Annotated in this window: 17 protein-coding genes; 5 read left to right on the top strand and 12 right to left on the bottom strand. The window is 37.3% G+C overall.

The genetic code is table 11. The annotated features are described in order from the left end of the window. Nucleotides 1-154: 154 nt before the first annotated feature. Nucleotides 155-634: an Lrp/AsnC family transcriptional regulator gene (locus FOC45_RS05835; protein ID WP_009392251.1), complete on the bottom strand. Its 480-nt coding sequence runs from the start codon at nucleotides 632-634 to the stop codon at nucleotides 155-157. A 93-nt stretch (nucleotides 635-727) separates the two neighbouring features. Continuing rightward, entirely contained in the window at nucleotides 728-1,783 is a 1,056-nt protein-coding gene (locus tag FOC45_RS05840) for a M14 family zinc carboxypeptidase (RefSeq protein WP_009392249.1), read from the bottom strand. Between the two features lie 380 nt (nucleotides 1,784-2,163). Between FOC45_RS05840 and FOC45_RS05845 the strand changes: the two genes are divergently transcribed. Beyond that, nucleotides 2,164-2,634: a helix-turn-helix transcriptional regulator gene (locus FOC45_RS05845; RefSeq protein ID WP_009392248.1), complete on the top strand. Its 471-nt coding sequence runs from the start codon at nucleotides 2,164-2,166 to the stop codon at nucleotides 2,632-2,634. A gap of 57 nt (nucleotides 2,635-2,691) precedes the next feature. Then, nucleotides 2,692-5,037: an ATP-dependent helicase gene (locus FOC45_RS05850; protein ID WP_009392247.1), complete on the top strand. Its 2,346-nt coding sequence runs from the start codon at nucleotides 2,692-2,694 to the stop codon at nucleotides 5,035-5,037. A gap of 117 nt (nucleotides 5,038-5,154) precedes the next feature. Here FOC45_RS05850 and recN read toward each other — a convergent pair whose 3' ends face one another. The 6 genes from recN to FOC45_RS05880 form a co-directional block, all read right to left on the bottom strand. Continuing rightward, nucleotides 5,155-6,813 carry a DNA repair protein RecN gene (recN, locus tag FOC45_RS05855; RefSeq protein ID WP_009392246.1) on the bottom strand — a complete coding sequence of 553 codons (1,659 nt, stop codon included), beginning with the start codon at nucleotides 6,811-6,813 and terminating at the stop codon, nucleotides 5,155-5,157. Between the two features lie 5 nt (nucleotides 6,814-6,818). Further along, complete coding sequence (locus FOC45_RS05860; protein ID WP_009392245.1) at nucleotides 6,819-7,700, bottom strand: DUF4835 family protein; 882 nt, start codon at nucleotides 7,698-7,700, stop codon at nucleotides 6,819-6,821. A 3-nt stretch (nucleotides 7,701-7,703) separates the two neighbouring features. Continuing rightward, entirely contained in the window at nucleotides 7,704-8,828 is a 1,125-nt protein-coding gene (gene ribB / locus FOC45_RS05865) for a 3,4-dihydroxy-2-butanone-4-phosphate synthase (protein ID WP_009392242.1), read from the bottom strand. A 17-nt stretch (nucleotides 8,829-8,845) separates the two neighbouring features. After that, entirely contained in the window at nucleotides 8,846-9,394 is a 549-nt protein-coding gene (locus tag FOC45_RS05870; RefSeq protein ID WP_009392240.1) for a hypothetical protein, read from the bottom strand. Then, a complete protein-coding gene (locus tag FOC45_RS05875) occupies nucleotides 9,394-10,920 on the bottom strand; it encodes a helicase HerA-like domain-containing protein (protein ID WP_009392238.1) in 1,527 nt (508 codons plus the stop codon). Before FOC45_RS05875 ends, FOC45_RS05870 begins: the two co-directional genes overlap by 1 nt. A gap of 92 nt (nucleotides 10,921-11,012) precedes the next feature. Continuing rightward, complete coding sequence (locus FOC45_RS05880; RefSeq protein WP_009392235.1) at nucleotides 11,013-11,612, bottom strand: master DNA invertase Mpi family serine-type recombinase; 600 nt, start codon at nucleotides 11,610-11,612, stop codon at nucleotides 11,013-11,015. A 149-nt stretch (nucleotides 11,613-11,761) separates the two neighbouring features. Between FOC45_RS05880 and FOC45_RS05885 the strand changes: the two genes are divergently transcribed. Further along, nucleotides 11,762-12,484: a TaqI-like C-terminal specificity domain-containing protein gene (locus FOC45_RS05885; protein ID WP_034539204.1), complete on the top strand. Its 723-nt coding sequence runs from the start codon at nucleotides 11,762-11,764 to the stop codon at nucleotides 12,482-12,484. Here the strand turns inward: FOC45_RS05885 and FOC45_RS05890 are convergent. The 3 genes from FOC45_RS05890 to recO all read right to left on the bottom strand — a co-directional run bounded on the left by FOC45_RS05890 (nucleotide 12,459) and on the right by recO (nucleotide 17,421). Next, entirely contained in the window at nucleotides 12,459-16,235 is a 3,777-nt protein-coding gene (locus tag FOC45_RS05890) for an Eco57I restriction-modification methylase domain-containing protein (protein WP_155846612.1), read from the bottom strand. The genes FOC45_RS05885 and FOC45_RS05890 overlap by 26 nt on opposite strands. A gap of 6 nt (nucleotides 16,236-16,241) precedes the next feature. Then, complete coding sequence (locus FOC45_RS11960) at nucleotides 16,242-16,502, bottom strand: hypothetical protein (protein WP_196774071.1); 261 nt, start codon at nucleotides 16,500-16,502, stop codon at nucleotides 16,242-16,244. 199 nt (nucleotides 16,503-16,701) lie between these two features. Beyond that, nucleotides 16,702-17,421, bottom strand: coding sequence for a DNA repair protein RecO (recO, locus tag FOC45_RS05895; RefSeq protein WP_009392228.1), 720 nt, complete (start codon nucleotides 17,419-17,421; stop codon nucleotides 16,702-16,704). Nucleotides 17,422-17,581: 160 nt separating this feature from the next. Here recO and rlmD point away from each other — a divergent pair, with 160 nt between their 5' ends. Then, nucleotides 17,582-18,985 (top strand): 23S rRNA (uracil(1939)-C(5))-methyltransferase RlmD, encoded by a 1,404-nt coding sequence (gene rlmD / locus FOC45_RS05900; protein WP_009392227.1) that lies wholly within the window; start codon nucleotides 17,582-17,584, stop codon nucleotides 18,983-18,985. Nucleotides 18,986-18,991: 6 nt separating this feature from the next. Here the strand turns inward: rlmD and FOC45_RS05905 are convergent, their stop codons facing one another. Beyond that, entirely contained in the window at nucleotides 18,992-19,549 is a 558-nt protein-coding gene (locus FOC45_RS05905; protein WP_009392226.1) for an L-threonylcarbamoyladenylate synthase, read from the bottom strand. A 36-nt stretch (nucleotides 19,550-19,585) separates the two neighbouring features. Here FOC45_RS05905 and FOC45_RS05910 point away from each other — a divergent pair, with 36 nt between their 5' ends. Beyond that, nucleotides 19,586-21,778, top strand: coding sequence for an FUSC family membrane protein (locus tag FOC45_RS05910; protein ID WP_009392225.1), 2,193 nt, complete (start codon nucleotides 19,586-19,588; stop codon nucleotides 21,776-21,778). Nucleotides 21,779-21,810 lie beyond the last annotated feature (32 nt).

The following is a 21,810-nucleotide window of genomic DNA, read 5'->3' on the forward strand; positions in this document are numbered from 1 at the left end:
TTTCCTTCGCTCTTCCTGTATCCATCCTATATCCATCTTATATCGAATGTAAAAGATAAATAAGGGGAGAAAAATGTCTGTACAAAAAAAACACTTTGCCAAAAGTCATAAATTACGACCTTTGGCAAAGTGTTTAAATATGATTCAAAAAAACTTACAATTCGCGGAACGCTTTATGTAACAAGCGGCGTTTGTCGTTGATGGCCTCTTCCATAGAAATCATTGTTTCTGAACGGGCTACGCCTTGTATATCATCAATCATATAAATCACCTCTTTGGCGTGCTTGGTGTCTTTTGCTCTAATCTTGCAGAAAATATTGTACTTACCCGAAGTAATATGTGCTACCGTTACAAAAGGTATTTCTTCTAATCGCTCTAAAACGAACTGCGCCTGATGGTTACGCTCTAAGAATATGCCTACATAAGCGATAAATGTATACCCCAATCGGTTGTAATCGACTGTAAGAGTAGAGCCCGTAATGATGCCTATTTCTTCCATTTTACGCACACGCACGTGCACTGTACCAGCCGAAATATTTAATTGCTTAGCAATATCAGTAAAAGGAGTGCGGGTGTTGTCTATCATCAAATCTAATATTTGATGATCAACCTCGTCTAATTTGTATCTTGCCATAGTTATTAAAGATTGATGATTTTATAATGCGCAAAGTAACAGTTATTTTTTTAATATTCCAAATAAAATAAGACAATTTTTAAAAAAATCACATTATTCTGCTACTTTGAAGTAAGGATTATGCAAATCTAACTGCTTTTCAATGCTATTTTTATCAAAAGGAGGTTTTACGAAATTCATTAAGAAATCTTCTTTATGTCCGTATTTATGCGATAAATCTCCTATTTCAGCTATATAAGGCTCAAAGTAAATACAGTTGTCTTTTAGCACTTCTTTATACATAATGGCTACCTCTGCCGTATGTGTATTATCGCGCAATAAAATATCTACAAAGCACTTATCATTTTCTGATATACAAAAGTAATCTTTATAATTTACATCTGTAAAACTATTATTAGCAATGCCTTTTAACCCTGCAAAAATGGCTTGAGCAATATACTTTCTGGTTTGTTCACGGTTGTAATCATTAGGAAAGTGTCCTGCTTCAAACAGTATGGTAGGAGTACCAAGAGCTGTATACCTATCACCTGTGCAATTGATATTAAAAGCATCGTCAAAACGGGCAATTTGGTTAGGAATATCAAGGAATTGGTACATCAGTACAATTAGCTTCATAGCCGTCTCGCGCACTGGATTTATACTACGTTCTTCGTTGTAAGCTGGGGCTAAAAAAGAGACTGTGGCTGGATTAGAGGTTTGTGCTACGCTGAAGATAGTGCGCTGGTCGTGCAAATTGAAGCAAAAGTCAGGTTGTACTAACTCATAAGCTTTGCGCAAACATTTGCTTTCAGGTTGGGTAAGCTCGTAAGCATCTCTATTTAGGTCTATTTGATTGTAATTTACACGTGTAAACACTTCAGCGCCGTCAGGATTGAGCATCGGGATAACGTAAATACTCAGATTCTTGGTAAAATCAGCTGTTTTTAGTTGCTCGAAAACATCAAAAAGAGCTTTAGTAGTGGTAGATTCATTACCGTGCATTTGCGACCATATAAGCACTTTTTTAGTCCCTTTTCCTATTCTATAAAGATTGATAGGTGTGCCTTTTACTGATTTTCCAAGGGGAATAACCTCCTGAAAGGGGTATGCTGCAAGCAGAGGAGCTATCATTTGATAGTTAATATAGCGTCCGTGAAGTTCTGTTACCATAGTTATTGAAATTTTATAAGAGCTATTAAATGAGGCAAATATACTGATTATTTTTGTATTAATATATAAGTTACAAAAGTAAAACACTGTAATTTGTAATATTTTACAATTGTAATTTACAATTATTTGCCCTACTGGAGATTTTAAAATAGTGATAGTATTATTAACTATAGATTAGCAACGTAACTATTGAATTTTATTAGGTTGTAATACAATAGATTATTTTTATAATTAAAATGCATCTTTAGTTATATCAGTTAGTTACAAATATTTTTTAAATTAATACTTTATGCCTTTAAAAAATAGTTATGTTTATAGTTGTGTATCTCATTTTTTTGATTTACATTTGTGCATTCTTAACTTTTTAAACAATAATTACAATGTTAAACACAACAGATTTTGCACAAAGGTTACAACAAGTAATGGATTATTACGGACTTAATGCAGCTGCCTTTGCTGATAGCTTAGAAATTCAGCGTTCAGGTATTTCGCATTTACTATCAGAGCGCAATAAGCCCAGCTTAGATTTTATTCTGAAGCTCATCGAGAAATTTCCTGAGGTAGATATGTATTGGATTACACAGGGCAAAGGAAGTTTTCCGCGCAAGGAAGAGACGCATAGCATTTCTCCTCGAAAACAACCAGACCTATTTAGTGATATACCCGAAATAGAGATGACTCCTACCCCCTCGCCTATTGTAGCTACTCCTACGCAAGAGAAAACTGTACAAGAGTCTGTTACAGCTCCTATAATAGAAGAAAAACTTTCTGTGCTGGCAGATACACACAAGAAGATTAAACGGATTATTTTCTTTTACGAGGACAATCACTTTGAGGTTTTTGATAATTAAACATTGCGAATTGGGAATTGTTTTGCTATCTTTGCAGCCTTTTAGAACACACTACTTATGGACTTATTTTCAAAGGAATTAGAACGACTCAACGCTCCTCAGCGCGCGGCAGTGCTTCAAAAAGAAGGACCTATCATTGTAATAGCAGGTGCAGGCTCGGGAAAAACGCGTGTGCTGACCTATCGCATAGCTAACCTTATGCGGCAAGGGGTAGACGCTTTTAACATACTTGCTCTTACTTTTACGAATAAGGCTGCTAACGAAATGAAAAAGCGAATTGCCGATATAGTGGGCAATAACGAGGCTAAGAACCTATGGATGGGTACTTTTCACTCCGTTTTCGCCCGAATATTGCGATTTGAAGCTGATAAGTTGGGGTTTCCACAGAATTTTACCATTTATGATACACAAGATTCGCAACGTCTTATCAATGGTATTATAAAAGAGAAGGAATTAGACAAAGATGTGTACAAATATAAGCAAATACAGCAGCGAATATCGTCTTTAAAGAACAATCTTATCACTGTACGGGCTTATTTTAATAGTCCGGAACTGATTGAGGCAGATGCTGCTAGGCGACAACCGCGCTTTGGGGATATTTATCAGGAGTATGTAGATAGGTGTTTCAAAGCAGGGGCAATGGATTTTGATGATTTACTCCTCAGAACCAATGAGTTACTAAATGTTTTCCCTGAAGTATTAGCTAAATACCAAAATAGATTTCAGTACATATTGGTAGATGAGTACCAAGATACTAACCACTCTCAATATCTGATTGTCAAGGCTTTAGCTGACCGTTTTCACAATATATGCGTGGTAGGCGACGACGCACAGAGTATTTATGCTTTCCGCGGGGCGAATATCAACAATATTCTGAACTTCAAAAGTGACTATCCTGAAGCCAAGGAGTACAAATTAGAGCAGAATTACCGCTCGACCAAGAATATCGTAGAGGCTGCCAACAGTGTGATAGAGCATAATAAAATACGCTTAGATAAGGTGGTATTTACTGAAAATGAGTTGGGTGAACCTATAAAGGTGCATCGCAGTGCTACCGATGCTGATGAGGGACGATTTGTGGCGGGGTCTATCTTTGAGAATAAGATGCAGCATCAGTTGCCCAATGGTAGCTTTGCAGTACTCTACCGTACCAACTCGCAGTCACGTGCCATAGAAGATGCGCTGAGAAAGCGGGATATTCCGTATCGTATTTATGGCGGGCTTTCGTTTTATCAACGAAAAGAGATAAAAGATGTGTTGGCTTACCTAAGACTTATCATTAACCCTAATGATGAAGAGGCTTTAGTACGTATTATTAACTTCCCAGCGCGCGGTATAGGTGAAACTACGATGGAAAAGCTCACTTTAGCGGCTAATCATTATAAAAAATCGCTGTTTGAGGTGATGTACAACATTAATAAACTGCCTGATTTACACATTAATAGCACTACTCGACAGAAGTTAACTGACTTTGTGGTGATGATACTTAACTTTCAGGCGCTTAACAAAGAGGCTAATGCTTTTGAGGTAGCAGAACAAGTAGCTAAGAAAACAGGATTGCTACAAGAGTTTAAGAAAGATGGTACTCCAGAGGGAATTGCTAAGATGGAGAACATCGAGGAGATGCTAAATGGTATTAAGGATTTCGTAGCAGGGCAAGAGGATATAGCTGATAGCACAGGTAGCCTAACAGAGTATTTAGAAGATGTGTCATTAGCTACTGATTCTGATAAAGAAATAGGCGATGAAGACCGTGTAGCCCTGATGACCATACACTTAGCTAAAGGATTGGAGTTCCCTTATGTATATGTGGTGGGAATGGAAGAAGACCTTTTCCCCTTGGCTAAGAGTATACAATCGCGTGAGGAGTTAGAGGAAGAGCGTCGCTTATTTTACGTTGCACTTACACGTGCCGAGAAGCAGGCCTACCTCACTTATGCAGAGAATCGTTATCGCTGGGGGCAGCTTTCGCCCTCTGAACCTAGTAGGTTTATAGAAGAGATAGAAGAGAAATACTTGAGTTACCTCACTCCTACTCTATCTAATCCTAACTATCGTTATAAACCTTTGGTGAATAGAGAGATATTTGGAGAAGTAGATAAGAGTAAGCTACGCTTGCAGAAACCTATTAGTGGTACGCCTCCTGCTAAAAACGCTCCTACAGGTGAAGAACAGCAAAAGCTACGCAAGTTAAAGCCCATCAATGCTATGCAGAATATAGCCAGCAAAGATGTTTATAATGGCTTAGATATAGGCACCAATGTCTATCACGAGCGTTTTGGAAAAGGTAAAGTAGTAGGCTTAGAAGGCAGTGGTAATGATAAAAAAGCACAAATAAACTTTGAGGTAGGAGGTTTAAAAAATATCCTACTGCGGTTTGCAAAGCTAACTATAGTCAATTAGCTAATTTGTAAATTAGCCAATGAGTTAATAAAAAAAGAGTCTATTAGATTTTAAACTAATAGACTCTTTTTTATTTGTTAATCTGCTAATTGACAAATCGTCAAATTATCAAATTTTCTATCCTTTTCTTAATAGCTCTATAGCGTGATTGCGAGCTGAAGCACCGCTGTTTTTGCCTTCAAGCATTTCAGAAAGTTCTGTAATACGTTCTTCTTCTGTAAGAAGTTTTAAATGGGTAGTGGTCTTACCTTTGCTATCTTCTTTGAAGACCTTAAAATGATAAGCTCCTTTAGCTGCTATTTGTGGCAAATGTGTGATAGCAAATACTTGTCGGTTTTGGCTCATTTGCTTCATAATATCACCCATCTTCTGAGAGATTTCACCAGAAACCCCTGTATCAATCTCATCAAACATAATAGTAGGGAGAGCGGTATGTTCTGCCATAATAGCCTTGACTGCCAGCATTATACGAGAGAGTTCTCCTCCAGAGGCTACCTTTTTTAACTGTCCGAAATCCCCTCCTTTATTGGCTGAAAACAAGAATGAAAGCTCGTCATTGCCGTTAGCAAAGAAAGTATCAGTAGCAGTAAGGGTAATCGAAAAACGCCCATTAGGCATACCGAGCTCGTGCATAAAGTTAGTTAGCTTCTTGTCGAGGGCAGGGATTACCTTCTCGCGCACTTTGTGTAGCTGGTTTGCCTTCTTGAGGGTTGCTGTATGCTGCTCTTCTACTATCTTCTTTTGTTTATTGAGGTCAATATCTACACTTTCTGTTTTTGATACTGCTTCTTCTAACTCTTGCTGAATAGCTATCAGTTCTTCTACTGTTGCTACACTGTGCTTCTTTTGCAAGGAGTAAATCTTATTTAGTTGTTTAGAGATTTGCTCTAAGTTATCAGGGTCAGCCTCTATGCTCTCATCTATATCACTAATTTCTGAAGCTAAATCTTCTAATTCTAAGAAAGCAGACTCTATACGTTCATATAAATCACGGTAAAGCTGTTTATACTCAGTAAGCGATGAGAAAGAGCGCTTAAGTTCGCGCAAATTATTAAGAATACCTATATTTTCATCATTGAGTAGGTAAAGACTCTCCGATACATTCTCTTTTATATCCTCTATATTAGAGGCTTCCTCATAACTCTCTTCTAATTCTTCTAAAATACCTTCTTCTAAAGTAGCCGATTTGAGCTCTTTAAGCTGATGCAGATTATAATCGTACTCCTTTTTGGTATTTTTCTGAAATTCAATAAGCTCTTCTAACTTTTTCTGTTCTTTTTTGAGTAACTGGTGTAGTTGCACATACTCTGTTAGCAATGACTTATCATTTGCCATTGCATCGATAATAGCAAACTGAAAGGAGGTATCACTAAGAGCAAGCGTTTGATGCTGCGAATGAATATCTACCAATACCTGTCCCAAACGAGAAAGTACCTCTAAGGTAGCTGGCACATCATTTACAAAAGCACGCGACTTACCTGAAGGCAATATCTCGCGCCTTATAATTGTCTGTGGGTCGTAATCAATATCTAACTCCTGAAATAAAGGCTGAAATTCATAGTTTTGCAATGAAAATTCAGCTTCTATGATACATTTCTCTTCTTTATTGCGCAAAGCTGACATATCAGCGCGTTTGCCTAATATCAGAGAAAGGGCGTCAAGCATAATGGATTTACCCGAACCTGTTTCACCTGTGATAATGATAAACCCCTCAGGAAAGTCAACTTTTAGGTCGTCAATAAGTGCATAGTTTTTTATAGATAGTGCTGTGAGCATAGTCTTTATTTTATTTCATTCCACTTGGTCATTTGTGCTGGCGATAGCTTCACCAAGGCTTCTTTCAGCTGTTTAGTATCAAAAATAGCTCCTCCTGAAAAAATAGCAGCTATTTCATCAGTTTTAGCACTAAAAAAGGCTACCATAGCATAAGAATTAAGCCTTAAGCTCGGTATTTTCTCCAAAAGCAATATAGCGTTTTGTATAGCCTCTTTGCCTTCTTTTTCTTGTGAGCTCATCACATCTAAACCTAAGCGGTGATATTGATAATAAGCCTTATGGTATAAATCATAGTTTTCTGATATAAGTTCATTTATCAGCAAATAACGATTATTCTTACCATTATCAGCCCAGCCTGCATAAGCACTATTCTGTGCGGCAGTGACTATTTGTTTAGCTTTCAGAAAATACGGATGACCTGTTTTCTCCGAAAAAGTATCTGCATCAAACCCTAATATCAGGTAGACATAATAGGCCACTACTGAAGTAAGATTCGACTCAAAAGTGTTTTCGTTGAAAGTAAGAGGAGTAAACTCTTGATAATCAAAAGCTACCTCTTTGTCTTGTAGGTTAAATACAGGTGTGTAATAAGCAGTGTTATACACAGGGCGTGACGACTGCACTAACAGACTCGCCTCGTAATGTGAATTTTCTAACTTATTGATTACTAATGTAAAACTACAGCGTATACGTTCGTTTTCACGCACTTTTAGGTCTGTCCAGCGAGTTTGGTTGATAAACTCTTGCAATGATTTCTCTAAAGTCTTGAATACCGAACGATTGCTTTGGTTTACCTGTTGTGTATTGACTGTCACTAAGGCATTAAGTTCTTGAGCCTTAGTGAACATACTGCACAGCAATGCTCCTACAAATAGTATTTTCTTCATATATTAATAAGGTATTTCCTCAGTAATTTCTAATCCGTAGCCTGACATACCTACGTAGCTGGCAGCATTCTTAGAGTTAGTGAGCAAACGCAACTTTCTAATAGACAAATCATTGAGTATCTGAGCCCCCATACCTATATCTTTAGTATCTTTGTTTAGTTGCGGTAGTGGGTGTCCATTTTGGTGCTCTTTCATCTCAGTAATACGCTGCAACAGGTTCTGAGAGTACCCTTCTTTGTTGATTACAATTACAGCCCCTTTGCCTTCTTCGTTGATTTTCTTAAAGATACGCTCTAACGGATTGTCTTTATCACCCGCTAATACCTCTAAAATATCATTGCTAATAAATGACGAATGCACACGGGTAAGCACTGGCTCATCTGCCTTCCAAGAACCTTTAGTAAAGGCCAAATGTATCTGTTTATTGGTAGTTTGCTCATAAGCACGCAAGCGAAACTCTCCGTACGGAGTTTGTAGCGCAAAATCCTCTTTCTTAATCACCAAAGTATCTTTGCGCATACGGTAGGCGATAAGGTCTTCTATAGAGATAATTTTAAGGTCAAACTTCTTAGCTACTTCTACCAACTGTGGTAGGCGTGCCATAGTACCATCTTCATTTAGGATTTCTACCAAAATACCGGCAGGATAAAGTCCCGCAATACGAGTAAGGTCTATAGCAGCTTCTGTGTGTCCTGTACGACGCAATACACCTCCTTCTTTAGCTCGAAGCGGGAATATATGCCCTGGTCTACCCAAATCAAAAGGCTTAGTATCAGGGTTCACTAAGGCTTGTATAGTCTTAGCACGGTCAAAAGCTGAAATACCTGTAGTACAACCATTACCTTTGAGGTCTACCGATACAGTAAACTGCGTTTCGTGCAGTACTGTATTATTTTGTACCATCATTGGCAAATCAAGTTCTACACAACGCTTTTCAGTAAGCGGAGCACATACTAACCCCCTACCATTAGTAATCATAAAGTTGATCATCTCAGGGGTTACCTTTTCAGCAGCGGCTATAAAGTCACCTTCGTTTTCGCGGTTTTCATCATCTACTACGATGACTACTTTACCTTTTTTTATATCCTCTACAGCTTCTTCAATGCTGTTAAGTTTAATATGGTTCATTTTATTATTATATTTTCCTAAAAATTAACACTGATACGCGTGATTTTAGCTGTATCGTCTATATCTTCAGCAGTCACAGTATCAGAAAGCCCTAAATTATTAGTTTTTAAAGCGGTTTTATCAAATGTAAAATAGAAATTTTGCCCCTTAGGAGTTACTATTACACTGCTAATAGAAGGTTCTATATCCAACTCAGGGTACTTCTCTTTTACCTCTTTAAAAGTACTTTTAAGCGATATTCCTTTATCTGTTGTGTATAATTCCGACAGTACGAAGACGCTTTCCACTACTTTTTCGTGCTTATCATTGGTTTTAGGAGTTATTTCTAATAGTTCTTTCCCTTCTTTATTAAAAATAGTGATGCGTTCGGTACTTGCATAGCGCAATTCTCCTTCTAAGTTAGAGTTTACAATAGAATCTTTAGCAAAAATAGAATCTAATTTCTGTATAGGAGTATCTTTCTGAAGTCCCCCTACTCTATCATTGCTAATTAAAAACTCATTTTTGTTATCACTACAGCCTATAAGGCTCATTATAACCATAGTTGCGATAAAGTACTTTCTCATTATTTCTTAATAATTTTGTTTAATATTCCTAATACCCCTCTTACAAAGGTGGCGCTGGTAACCATTTTTATCAACGGATTTTGTGCTGAAGAACGCCTTCCCTTAGTCTGGGTAGTCTTGGGAGCAGATTGCTTTTCAGTCACTTCCTTTTGTTTTGCCTCTTCAGTGTGAATCTCGTCTATCTTCTTGTTTAGCAACTCATAAGCACTCTCGCGGTCTATCACCTCATTGTACTTGCGTGCCAATTCAGAGCGTGCTATCAGTGCATCAATCTCGGCGGGAGTAAGCATATCCATACGACTCATAGGAGCGCGCATCATCGTAGCTACCAATGGCGTAGGGATACCTTTCTCGTTAAGGGCAGTTACCAAAGCCTCACCCGTACCAAGCGAAGTAAGCGTTTCCGCAGTATCGTAGAAATCAGAGCTGGGGTAATTCTCAGCCGTTAGCTTAATAGCCTTGCGGTCTTTAGCGGTGAAAGCCCTAATAGCGTGCTGTATTTTCATACCCAACTGCGAAAGTACTGCATCAGGTATGTCAGTAGGGTTTTGGGTACAGAAAATAAGCCCCACCCCTTTTGAACGTATGAGTTTTACTATATTTTCTAACTGGTTGAGCAGTGTGCGCGAAGCTTCGTTGAAGATAAGATGCGCTTCATCTATAAATATCACCAATTTAGGCTTAGGTAGGTCGCCCACCTCTGGAAAAGTGGTGTAAATCTCTGCCAATAAGCTCAGCATAAAGGTAGAGAACATTTTAGGGCGGTCTTGTATATCCGTTAGGCGTATGATATTCACATACCCCTCACCTTTGCTATTAGTACGCAATAGGTCTGCGGGGTCAAAACTCACTTCGCCAAAGAAACGTTCAGCCCCTTGATGCTCAAGCTCTACTATCTTGCGCAAAATAGCACTAGTAGACGATTTTGATACCGCTCCGTACTCTTTTTCAAAACTCGACTTACCCTCTTCTGTGGCGTATTGCAATACTTTCTTAAGGTCTTTGAGGTCTAAAAGTGGCAAAGCGTGGTCATCGCAATATTTAAAAACCACAGCCAACACCCCCTCTTGCACCTCACTAAGATCTAAGATACGCGATAAGAGAGTAGCCCCAAACTCCGATACAGTAGCGCGCATACGCACACCATTTTGCTCAGAGATAGTGAGCAGTTCAGTAGGGAAAGCTTGCGGCTGAAAATCTAAGCCTATTTTGCCAAGTCGCTCTAATATAAAAGGCTTCACCTCACCCGACTCACCTATACCGCTAAGGTCGCCTTTAAGATCCATCAGCAGCACAGGCACTCCTTTTTTAGAAAGGTGTTCAGCCATCACTTGTAGGCTTTTAGTTTTACCAGTACCAGTAGCTCCCGCTATCAGACCGTGACGGTTAAGGGTTTTCAGAGGAATATTTACATATACCTTTTCAAGTGGCTGCCCTTCATACACAGCCCCTCCCACGGTAATATACTCCCCTTTGCAGGTATACCCTGCTATCATAGTTTCTTTAAAAGCGTCTATTTTAGTCATCAGATGTTAGTGATTTTGTGATTAAGAATGGGTAAGGAATAGTTAATGCACAATTCAAGGCACAAAGGTACAAAATAATTATCAATTAACAATTAACTATCCGCAATTTTTTTCACGAAACTACTCACTGTAAGCCTATGCACCCCAAGAATACGCCCAATAGCCGAATACGATACTTTTTTCTCTAAAAGCTCTTTAATCTGTTTTTCTTGTCCGGTGAGTTTTGTTTTAGCGGACTTACTACCTTTAGGGCGACCGAGAACTACTCCCTCTGCTTTCTTGCGTGCCAATGCCTCTTTGGTACGCTGACTAATAAGGTTACGTTCAATCTCAGCAGATAGCCCAAAGGCAAACGCCAACACTTTGCTATTAATATCGCTCCCCAAGCGATAATTATCTTTAATTGTCCACACCTGAATATCGCGGTTCATACACTCATTAAGTACTCCCATAATCATCAAGAGGTTACGCCCCAAACGCGACAATTCTGAGCAAATAAGCACATCGCCTTTTTTCATTTTTTTGAGGAGTTTGCCGAGTTTTCTATTCTCCACTTTTGTCATTCCTGAAATGGTTTCTTCTACCCAAAGATTAATAATTAGGCTCTTTTTCTCACAGAAATTACTAATTTCAAAACGCTGGTTTTCTACGGTTTGTTTATCGGAACTTACCCGAATATATCCATAAATCATTGTATAAATTAATTTGATTAAACTAATAAATATAATCAAAAAGAATAAAACAATGATGGGCATTTAAATTATACGATGAAGAGGTGGCTAATGGAATACATTCTCACTATGATTTTGTCAATAACAAAATACAATCTAAGTATCCTTTTTTGAAGAAAGGAGAAGGTATTTTTGGACTATCTGAAGAGGAAAAAAACAAACTAAACCTAACAAATGATGAACTATCTCTAATTAAACCCTACTATTCTTCAGAGGAGATTTTTAAGTATTATGCAAATAAAAGAAATAAATTTTGGATAATTTATACAGATTCTACTTTTAAAAACTCTGAAAAAATTCAATCTTATCCTAATATTAAAAAACATTTAGATAGATTCAAAGATGTAATTACATCAGACAATAAACCTTACGGATTACATAGAGCTAGAAAAGAGGATTTCTTTATAGGCGAAAAAATAATTACTCTTAGAAAATCTCCTAATGAACCAAAATTTACATATACAGATTTTGACTGCTATGTTTCTGCTACATTTTATGTAATAAAAACAAAAAGAGTAAACCTAAAATACTTAACATTATTATTAAATTCTAAATTAATAGCTTTTTGGCTTAGGTACAAGGGGAAAATGCAAGGTAGCAATTTTCAGATAGATAAAGAACCTCTTTTACTTATTCCAATAATTAAGGTAGATAACGAAAATTTCTTTTCAACCTTATATGATGAGTTAGTTGCTCTAAAACAGGCAAATCAAGATATTAACCCTATCATTAATAAGATTAATATCTTGATTTATAAATTGTATGGTTTAACTTATCAAGAGGTATTAATAATAGATCCAAATATCTCTATAGATAACTTTCAATCATATTAATTTCTTTTTTAGTTAGATTAAAAATTTCATAGAACAAATTGTTAATATCATCCTCATTATTTAGTATATCATCAAATAATTGAATAATATTACTTTCATATTCAGATTTTATTATAGGGATATTTAATAAAGGCTCTTTATCTATTTGATAATTTTTACCTTGCATTTTACCTTTAAATCGTAGCCAAAATTTAATGATTTTAGAATTTAAATAGGCTGTTAAATATTTTAAGTTAAATCTTTCTGTTTGAATAATAAAATATGTTTGAGATACATAGCAATCAAAGTCAGAAAACGTAAAAGTAGGTTCCTTACATTTTCTTAAAGATAATATTTTTTCATTTTTAAAAAAATTTTCTTCTCTCGACCTATGAAGTCCGTAGGGTTTGTTGTGAGAAGTTATAACATCTTTAAATTTGTCTAAATGTTCTTTTATTTTAGGATAGGCTTTGATTTTTTCTATATTTTTAAAATCTGAGTTTGTATAAATTATCCAATAAGAATTTTTTTTATTAGTGCAATATTTATCAAGTTCATCACTCGTATAATAAGGCTTAATAAGTTCATATTCTTTTTCAGATAGGCTTAAATCTGTTAGCTCTTCATCTGAAATTACAAATATTCCATCTCCTTTCTTTACATTGCCTCCTAATATTTTTACTGAGTTTTCATTTACAAAATCTTGTGGAGCTACTATTCCTTGTGCCACCTCTTTATCGTATAATTTAAACGCCCCTTTTTCTTCGATTTTTTCTAAAATATCTTCTATATCAGTCTGATTAAGGTGAATAGTTTTTCCAATATATTTTTTTGGTTTTAGTTTAAAGATTTTCTTTGTAGCATAGTCATTTTCTAAACCAAATTTAAGAAAATCTTTTAATTGAGACTCTGTTATATCCTTGTCTTTTAATATTGATACTTTAGTGTAATATTCTTCATGCGGTTCTTCAACCTTTTGCAGTAGAAAAATCATTGTTTGAATAGAGGCTGATTCAAAAACTTTATAATCAACAAAATCAATAAAAACCTCTAATTCTGTTTCTTCTAAAATTTTATTTCTTAAAATAGAAGCACCTGAACTTGTAACCCAATTATTTTGGGCTATAAAACTAATAGTACCTTTTTGTTTTAGTAAATCAATTCCTTTACAAGCAAAACCATACCAAATGTCCATTTTTCCCTTATAATAGGGAGTTTCTCTAAAACCGTCAAAAGCTTTTCTATTTTCGTATTCTTTTATATACGGCGGGTTGCCTACTACTATATCAAAACCTATATAGTTCCCCTCATCATCTAAAACCTGCGGAAACTCAAAGCGCCATTCAAAAGCATTTTCATAAATTTTATTACTATTGATAGCTTCTATTTCGGTTTCTATCTTTTCTATAGCTGACTCTAACTGCTTTTTATGCTTCTCTTGTGCGGGTGTAAGGGCATCCTGAAAGAGCTGTGCTGACTCATATTTTAAAAAATACTCCGTCTTAAGTTTTTGCAATTCTTTTACCTCTTTGCTATTCTTGTTTATTTCAGTACGGAAATTATTTTTAATTTTATCTATAAAATGTTCTAACTCCCATTTTTGTTCCTTATTTTCAGCATTTTGGTATTTATGGAAAGCATTTTTATACTCTGCTATCGATATTTTAGTCTTCTTTAAAGCTGTTTTCAGGTCAGTATCAAGAGGAAAACGACTTAATAAAGAGTTACCATTCTTGATATTGATATCAATATTAGGCAAAGTCTCTAATTCAGTAGCATTTTTGTAATAGGCATTCTTCAAAAGCTCAATCCATAAACGCAAACGACAAATTTTTACCGAATTGGGATTAATATCTACCCCAAAAAGGCAATTTTCAATAATAGTCTTTTTCTCATTAAAAAGTGTTTTTTGCACTATTTGGCTTTCAGTGTTCTTAGGGTTGTAGCGGAAAAAGCGTTCGTTATTATCAGCTTCATATACTAAAAGCTCATCGTTTTCTATCTTTATTTGGTGATGAATGCGGTTTTTATGTTCGTCTTGCAAAATCTTCAAATCACTTTTCATCGCTATAAACTCATTAAGGGCAGAAACCAAATAATGCCCCGACCCTACTGAGGGGTCACATATTCTAATTTGGTTAATAATAGCATTAGCTTCCTCTCTGGCTTCTTTATTAAAAGGGTCGATACGGTCTTTTAGTTCATCGAAGTTATTGAGGTGCCAACCTTTTATTTCGTTGAATTTCTGTACAGTAGCTTTGCGCAATGACTCTTCACACATATACATTGTGATGATACCTGGGGTGAAGAAAGAACCATCTTTATAACCATTGATTTTCTCAAAGATAAGTCCTAATACAGCCGCATTGATAAGAGTTTTGTTTTCTTCTTGAATCTCAACAGAGCCTTCACTACTAAAATCGTACGCATCTAAAAAATCGAGTAAATATTGCAATGATTTAACAGACCCAGTACGTTTCTTGCCTTGTGTATCTTTTAGCACTGTAGTAGGCAGCAAAGGGATTGTTTTATCATCGGGGAGGTTACTTATAAGCAAAGTACTATGCTCTAATTCAGTAGGCTCAAATAATGAACTATTAAGGTAAGGTATTTTTGGATAGGCAGCTGCAATTTCCTTGCTTCTATCATTGTAATCTTTGGCTAGAACTTCAAAAAATAAGCGTTCCAAAATATCATACTCAGTTATTTTGTTGAAGTTCAAAAACGCATAGTCTTGCTCATTATCTTTATGATAGGCAATAAGCTGTGCTTCTAACAATTTAAGAAAAAGTACTCTATTAATCCAAGTAATATTGAGTTCTAAGGCTACATTAAAAAGGCGTTCTTCATAAGTTTCGCCATAGGCAGCGGCATTTTTTAGTTGCTTAATTTTATTGAGGCTGTGCAACTTAGAAATGGTTTCTTCTAACATTGTACCCTCATTGCGTTCACCCTCTTTAGGTCGTTCAATAAGTATCTGTCCGCCGTTTTTAGTTTCAGCAAGCCCAATAATATGAAGCAGTTCAGCATAAAAACCTTTATCTAAAGTATTACTATCGTTTACAAAAGGTAATTTTAGAAGATGTTGAGGAGATAAGATTTTGTACAGAGGGATTAACTCATTATCATCTTGCGAATTATCATTTTCAACAATACTTTGAAAATCTTTAAGATTGAAATAAGTATAGTGAAGTTCCTCTTTTACTTTCTCAATAAAAGGTTGTGCTATTTCTTTGTAAAAATGTTCAGTTTTATTACCTAAAGCAGTACCATTAATAAAATCAGTATAGTGTTTTACAAGAGCTTTATTTTGGGCAAATAGCTTTTCAAATATTTGAGCATCAAAAATAAACCACTCATACACGTTAGTAATGATAAGGTGTTTTATATCAATATTTTTCTGTGTAATGCGCTCACCTAAAAAATACCATACAAGTTCTCGTAAAGCCTTAGCATTCAAGTTTTCACAAGTCACCATTTCCGATTTATTAGAGAACTTTTTAGTCTCAATAATCACCCCTGCAGTATTATCAGGTAGCGCTCCATTGCGAATAACAAGGTCTTTACGCTCTTTAGTATTCATAAAGTACGCTTGCTTATAGTAAGTATCTTTAAGAAAGTCAGAAATTAGGTTCTTATTGTACTCCTCGCTTTCATTATCGTTAATGAGAGTAAAAAGACGTTTAAAATTAGCTTTAAATTCGTTTATTTCGCTTCGGCTTGGTTTAAGTTTTAGAAAGGCTTTATTAAGAGCAGTTATAATATTATTCATTAGATATTAATTTTGACAGCCACAAAGATAAGGGTTATTTTTTAACCCACAAATAAAAATCTCTTTTTTGCACCCCACCCGTCCCACCTGTCTCATAATCGCCCGTGCGGCTCGCACTCCCACCCGTCTCACCTGTCCCACCCGTCTCACCTGTCCCACCCGTCTCACCTGTCCCACTCGTCTCACCTGTCCCACTCGTCCGACTTGTCCCACCTGTCCCACCTGTCCCACTCGTCCCACAATCGCCGGTGCGGCTCGCACTCCCACTCGTCTCAGCCCTCTCAGTCCTCCCAGAAAAATTTAACACTTTTTATTAAATATCTTTCAATTATATCTTAAGTACAGATTGAATATACAATAAATATAGGTTGACTATAGAAAGAGCGAAGAACCACCGTTATCAAATCGATAACAAAAAGACCAAAACATTAAGAATAATGCAATTTTTATAATCTCTGCATACCCATTAATAACCGACCACTTGCTGCAACACCTCTAATGACTTGATTTCTTTAAAATTAGGATAATGCCACTGATAGTATTTCAGCAGTTGCAGCAAAAGGGCATTCCGGTCTTCGTGGCGACTCTTAAGGGTGTTGAGTTCGCCAAAGGGCGTATGTAGCAGGGTCGTCAGCAAGCTAAGGGTATGCCCAGCGATGTGGTGGGGCGTGCTTTCAGTAGCGGTAAATATCCCCTCTTCAATGTTGAAATAAGGCAAATGGTCGTGAGTAGTGTCGGGATAAAAACCTAACAGACGCGTAAGCGATAGTAAGAACTTCAGATGAAAATGAGGATTGTAATCGGTAGTGTCTAAGCGGTATAGTTGCTCACTAAGGAAGTCAAACAGAGGAATATCAGGGGTATCAGGCTGACATATCTGGGCACATACCTCTGATAAGAAGATAGTTACCACGCTCTTATATGGGTGGGTATGCAGGGTGCTGTAAGGGTGTATTACTTTAGCTTCTTTGATATAACTCAGCGCCCCCTCTTTGTAGGTCGCCACAAGGGCTAACTGTGCCAATGGCTGAAACAACCCTACCTTTAGCGCACTTTTAGAGGGCTTAAGAATACCTTTAAGCAGATAGCTACAACCGCCATACTCACGCGTAAAACACCTGACAATAAGACTGTTGTCAGCATATTTCATCGCAGAGAGCACAAGAGCAGAAGTTTTCTGATACATAGTGTAATTAAAAAATTAGAAAATTAGCAGATTAGAAAAATTTATGAGTGCAAAGATATGAATTATCTGCTAATTTTCTAATTATCACATTTGCTAATTCTCAAATTTTCTCATTAGCAAATTGGCAAATTGGCAAATTAGTTCGTATCTTTGCCCCCAAATGAGCAAGAAAAAGAATATTATTATAGAAAACGTGTCGGTTATCGATGCGGGTGCCAAGGGGAAAAGTGTAGCTAAAGCCCCTGATGGACGCGTTATTTTCGTAACTAATGCCGTACCTGGTGATGTAGTCGATGTGCAGACTACTAAAAAGAAATCCGCTTATTATGAGGGGTTTGCAGTGAAATTCCACCAGTTGTCAGCTGAACGTACTACCCCCGTATGTTCACACTTTGGGTATTGCGGAGGCTGCAAATGGCAAGATTTGGCTTACGAACGTCAGTTGTATTACAAACAAAAAGAAGTGGAGAACAACCTTGTGCGTTTGGGGCGCATCGCTATTCCTCAACTGATGCCGATTATAGGCTCAGATGATATTTATTTCTACCGAAATAAGATGGAATTTTCGTTCTCTGATATGCGCTGGCTTACTCCTGAAGAGATTAAAAAAGCTGACGAAATAACTGATAGAAACGGATTGGGCTTTCATATTGCAGGAGCTTGGGACAAGGTATTAGATATTAAAAAGTGTTACCTGCAAGCCGTCCCATCTAATGCTATCCGATTAGAAATCAAACGTTTTGCTTTAGAAAACGAAATGAGTTTCTACAGTCCGCGTATGCAACAAGGACTATTGCGCTCAATGATAATAAGGCTGAGCTCTACAGGCGAGTTGATGGTCGTAATACAGTTTTTTAGCGAAGATGAGAAAATTGAATTACTATTGGCTCACTTAGCCAACCATTTCCCTGAAATTACTTCGTTGCAGTATTGTATCAATAGCAAAGGCAACGATGCGCTATACGACCAAGATATAATATGCTATAAAGGGCAGGACTGTATTTACGAAGAAATGGAAGGCTTGCGCTTCAAGATAAATGCAAAGTCGTTTTATCAGACGAACTCTAAACAAGCGCAACGATTGTATGAGGTAGCGCGCGACTTTGCCGACCTAAAAGGCGATGAACTGGTATACGACCTTTATACAGGCACGGGTACTATTGCGCAGTTCGTAGCCAAACGCGCTAAACGAGTAGTAGGGGTTGAGGCTGTACCTGAGGCGATTGCCGATGCAAAAGCCAATGCTGCAGCAAATGGTATCGACAATGTTAGTTTCTATGTAGGCGATATGAAGAATGTGTTCAACGAGGCGTTTATAGCAGCTAATGGTGTACCCGATGTTATCATCACCGACCCGCCACGAGATGGTATGCACAAAGATGTAGTAGCGCAAATACTGCATATTGCTCCAGCTAAAGTAGTATATGTCAGCTGCAATAGCGCTACCCAAGCCCGCGACCTTGCGCTAATGGATGAGCAATATAAAGTGACGAAAGTACAGCCCGTAGATATGTTTCCACAGACTTACCACGTAGAGAATGTAGTGCTCTTAGAAAAGCGATAAATAGATTTATCTGAGAATAATAAGCTCTCCGTTTTTATCAAATTTGATAAGACGCGAGGGCTTTTTTGGTGCTGTATCATCCTGACGATAAGGCACTACATAATCGCATTGCGCAACAAGTGTAGCAGGAATATCAGCAAAGCACATAGGAGTAGGCTGCCCACTGATATTAGCAGAAGTAGAGACGATAGGTTTCCCGAAATGGGCAATCATTTGCTGACAAAAAGGGTCTTGCACAAGCCTTATAGCTACCGTATTATCAGCGGCAATAACGTTTGTGGCTAATAATTGAGGATTTTCGTAGATAATAGTAGTAGGTTCAGTTACTTTTTGAAGATAATTGAGTATATTTTGGGGTAAATCAGCTATATAATCTCGCAACATTGTTATACTACTGACTAAAATAATGAGACTTTTGCTCTCACTTCGCTGTTTTATGGTGAAAATACGTGCTACAGCAGAGGCGTTAGTGGCATCACAACCTATCCCCCATACAGTGTCAGTAGGGTATAGTATCACCCCTCCTGCTTTTAATATTTCAGTTATTTGCTGGTAATTTGGCATTAGTTTTGTATTTTTGCCGGCAAATATACAGATAAAATGCTTACTTCTATCATATCATTCTTTAAAAGTTTTTCATTTTTCAAAGGAATACTCAAAACAATAGCAGTGCTCATACCGCTGGGCTTAGGCTATGCTTTTGATGTATTAGAAATAGGTCTCCCTATTGCCCTTAGCGTGGTAGCCATTTCTCCTAGCGATATACCTGGTAATCAACAACACCTATACGGAGGTTTGTTGGTGGCTACTTTGTTGGCAGCTGCCAGCTCGGCACTGGTCAATCTCACCGCTCCTTATTGGTATCTGCTGCTGCCCACTATGTTTGTGCTCACTTTTGGCAATGCTTACATTTCCTTATATGGGCATCGGGCTACGATGGTATCGTTCGCAGGATTGTTCGAGATAGCCTCTACTTTAGCCCACCTCCAAACGGGCTGGAATATTGCGCTCTATAGTGGCTGCATACTATTCGGTGGACTGTGGTACAGCGGCTTAGTATATATCTTCTTAAAAGTACGCCCGCGTTTATATAGTGAACAGTTATTAGGCAAGTGCTTTGCACTAACCGCCAATTTCTTTTCTATCAGAGCTGATTTATTAATATCTGAAGACAGAACTGATGGGTTCAAACAACTCATAAACCTACAGACAAGCCTAAATGAAAACTACGAAAAGCTACGCGAAGCCGTATTAGACTCCAGAAGCAAATCGGGTAAGACTGACTACCTACAACGGCAATTCCTGATGTTTATAGAGTTGGTCGATATTTTTGAATTAGCATTAGCAAACCCTGTTCAATATGAAAAAGTAGATATACTTTTTGCGCAACACAAAGCTGATTTAGAGAAGTATGTAGCATTTCTTAAGGAACTGGCAGAAGAGTTGAAGCGAATGTCAGAATATATAGGGTCGCGCAAGCAGATAAAGCTTAGCAATAGGCTGAAGGAACTGCTTCTAGAGGCTAAAGAAACGAATGAAGTACTACGGAAGCGTGCAGAAACCTCTGAAGAAGATAGAGAGCGTTCACTTATGTTGCGTAATTTCTATATTTACATAGAAAATCAGTATCATTCTGTTGAGAATATCCGACTAATATTCGAAAATTACTACAACAGCGATGCAGGGGTACGCGATGAGAACACTTACCGAAAGTTTGTGAGTTATCAGAACTACTCGTGGCGGAGGCTTAAAGACCATATATCGCTACAATCCACCTTTTTTAGGCACGCTATGCGACTCTCAATAGTAGTGATATTAGGGTATTTGATAGGAGAAATCTTTACTATTAATAATGCATACTGGATAATCCTCACTATATTTATCATTATGCGTCCTGGTTTTGGTATCACACAAGAGCGGTCGCTTAATAGGGTATATGGTACTATTATAGGCGGAATAGCGTCTTTTGCGGCTATTTACCTCCTTCCCTACCCAAGTTTGTACCTATATATAGCTATTATTTGTATGCCAATAGCCTTTGGTCTTATACAAGAGAACTATATGTATGCCTCTATTTTCATCACCATTACGGCTATTTTTATTTTTGCGCTTATCACCCCCAATGTCTATGACCTCATTTACGATCGACTATTAGACACAATCATAGGGGTAGCACTATCATTCGGGGCTAATTATCTTATTCTACCTACGTGGGAGCACAATACTTACCGACAAGCAGTAACCAAATCAATAAAGGCGAATATAGGATATTTAGAGCAGGTAAAAGTGATTTTCAACACCGAAGAAGGTATTACTACTGCTTATAAAGTATCGCGAAAAGAGGCAGTATTAGCACTTTCTAACCTTAATACTACCTTTCAGCGAATGCTACAAGAGCCTAAGTTTATGCAAAATCGCAATCCCTCAGTATACGGTATTATAGTGATACAGCAGTCTTTTTTGGCTTCGGTAGCCTCTTTCGGCATACGGCTGAACAGTAAGAAAGTTACTTTTCCAAAACCTGTGTTCAACAAGGCTATAGATAGCCTCATACAGTCGTTACAGCATACCTTAGCTCTACTCACTCAGCAAGCTCCCCTCCCTCCTTCTATCGATTATAAAGCCCCTATTGACCAACTACAGACAGCTGTCAAAGAACTGAGCGAGCAACCTACTGATACTGAAAATCTCCCTATTTCAATGAGAGAGACTCAGTTTTACTTAGAGCAATTTAACTATCTATTTGGCTTAGCTAAGAACTTAGAGCAAGGAGTTATTTCAGTTAGTAAATAAAAAACAGGCTACCAAGTAGCCTGTTTTTTTCA

The organism is Capnocytophaga sp. FDAARGOS_737, from assembly GCF_009730375.1.
Taxonomy (GTDB): Bacteria; Bacteroidota; Bacteroidia; order Flavobacteriales; family Flavobacteriaceae; genus Capnocytophaga; species Capnocytophaga leadbetteri.

Excerpts from the sequence above, each read along its gene's own strand:
- FOC45_RS05835 (WP_009392251.1), bottom strand. The coding sequence starts at position 634 with ATGGCAAGATACAAATTAGACGAGGTTGATCATCAAATATTAGATTTG.
- FOC45_RS05840 (WP_009392249.1), bottom strand. The coding sequence starts at position 1,783 with ATGGTAACAGAACTTCACGGACGCTATATTAACTATCAAATGATAGCT.
- FOC45_RS05845 (WP_009392248.1), top strand. The coding sequence starts at position 2,164 with ATGTTAAACACAACAGATTTTGCACAAAGGTTACAACAAGTAATGGAT.
- FOC45_RS05850 (WP_009392247.1), top strand. The coding sequence starts at position 2,692 with ATGGACTTATTTTCAAAGGAATTAGAACGACTCAACGCTCCTCAGCGC.
- recN (WP_009392246.1), bottom strand. The coding sequence starts at position 6,813 with ATGCTCACAGCACTATCTATAAAAAACTATGCACTTATTGACGACCTA.
- FOC45_RS05860 (WP_009392245.1), bottom strand. The coding sequence starts at position 7,700 with ATGAAGAAAATACTATTTGTAGGAGCATTGCTGTGCAGTATGTTCACT.
- ribB (WP_009392242.1), bottom strand. The coding sequence starts at position 8,828 with ATGAACCATATTAAACTTAACAGCATTGAAGAAGCTGTAGAGGATATA.
- FOC45_RS05870 (WP_009392240.1), bottom strand. The coding sequence starts at position 9,394 with ATGAGAAAGTACTTTATCGCAACTATGGTTATAATGAGCCTTATAGGC.
- FOC45_RS05875 (WP_009392238.1), bottom strand. The coding sequence starts at position 10,920 with ATGACTAAAATAGACGCTTTTAAAGAAACTATGATAGCAGGGTATACC.
- FOC45_RS05880 (WP_009392235.1), bottom strand. The coding sequence starts at position 11,612 with ATGATTTATGGATATATTCGGGTAAGTTCCGATAAACAAACCGTAGAA.
- FOC45_RS05890 (WP_155846612.1), bottom strand. The coding sequence starts at position 16,235 with ATGAATAATATTATAACTGCTCTTAATAAAGCCTTTCTAAAACTTAAA.
- recO (WP_009392228.1), bottom strand. The coding sequence starts at position 17,421 with ATGTATCAGAAAACTTCTGCTCTTGTGCTCTCTGCGATGAAATATGCT.
- rlmD (WP_009392227.1), top strand. The coding sequence starts at position 17,582 with ATGAGCAAGAAAAAGAATATTATTATAGAAAACGTGTCGGTTATCGAT.
- FOC45_RS05905 (WP_009392226.1), bottom strand. The coding sequence starts at position 19,549 with ATGCCAAATTACCAGCAAATAACTGAAATATTAAAAGCAGGAGGGGTG.
- FOC45_RS05910 (WP_009392225.1), top strand. The coding sequence starts at position 19,586 with ATGCTTACTTCTATCATATCATTCTTTAAAAGTTTTTCATTTTTCAAA.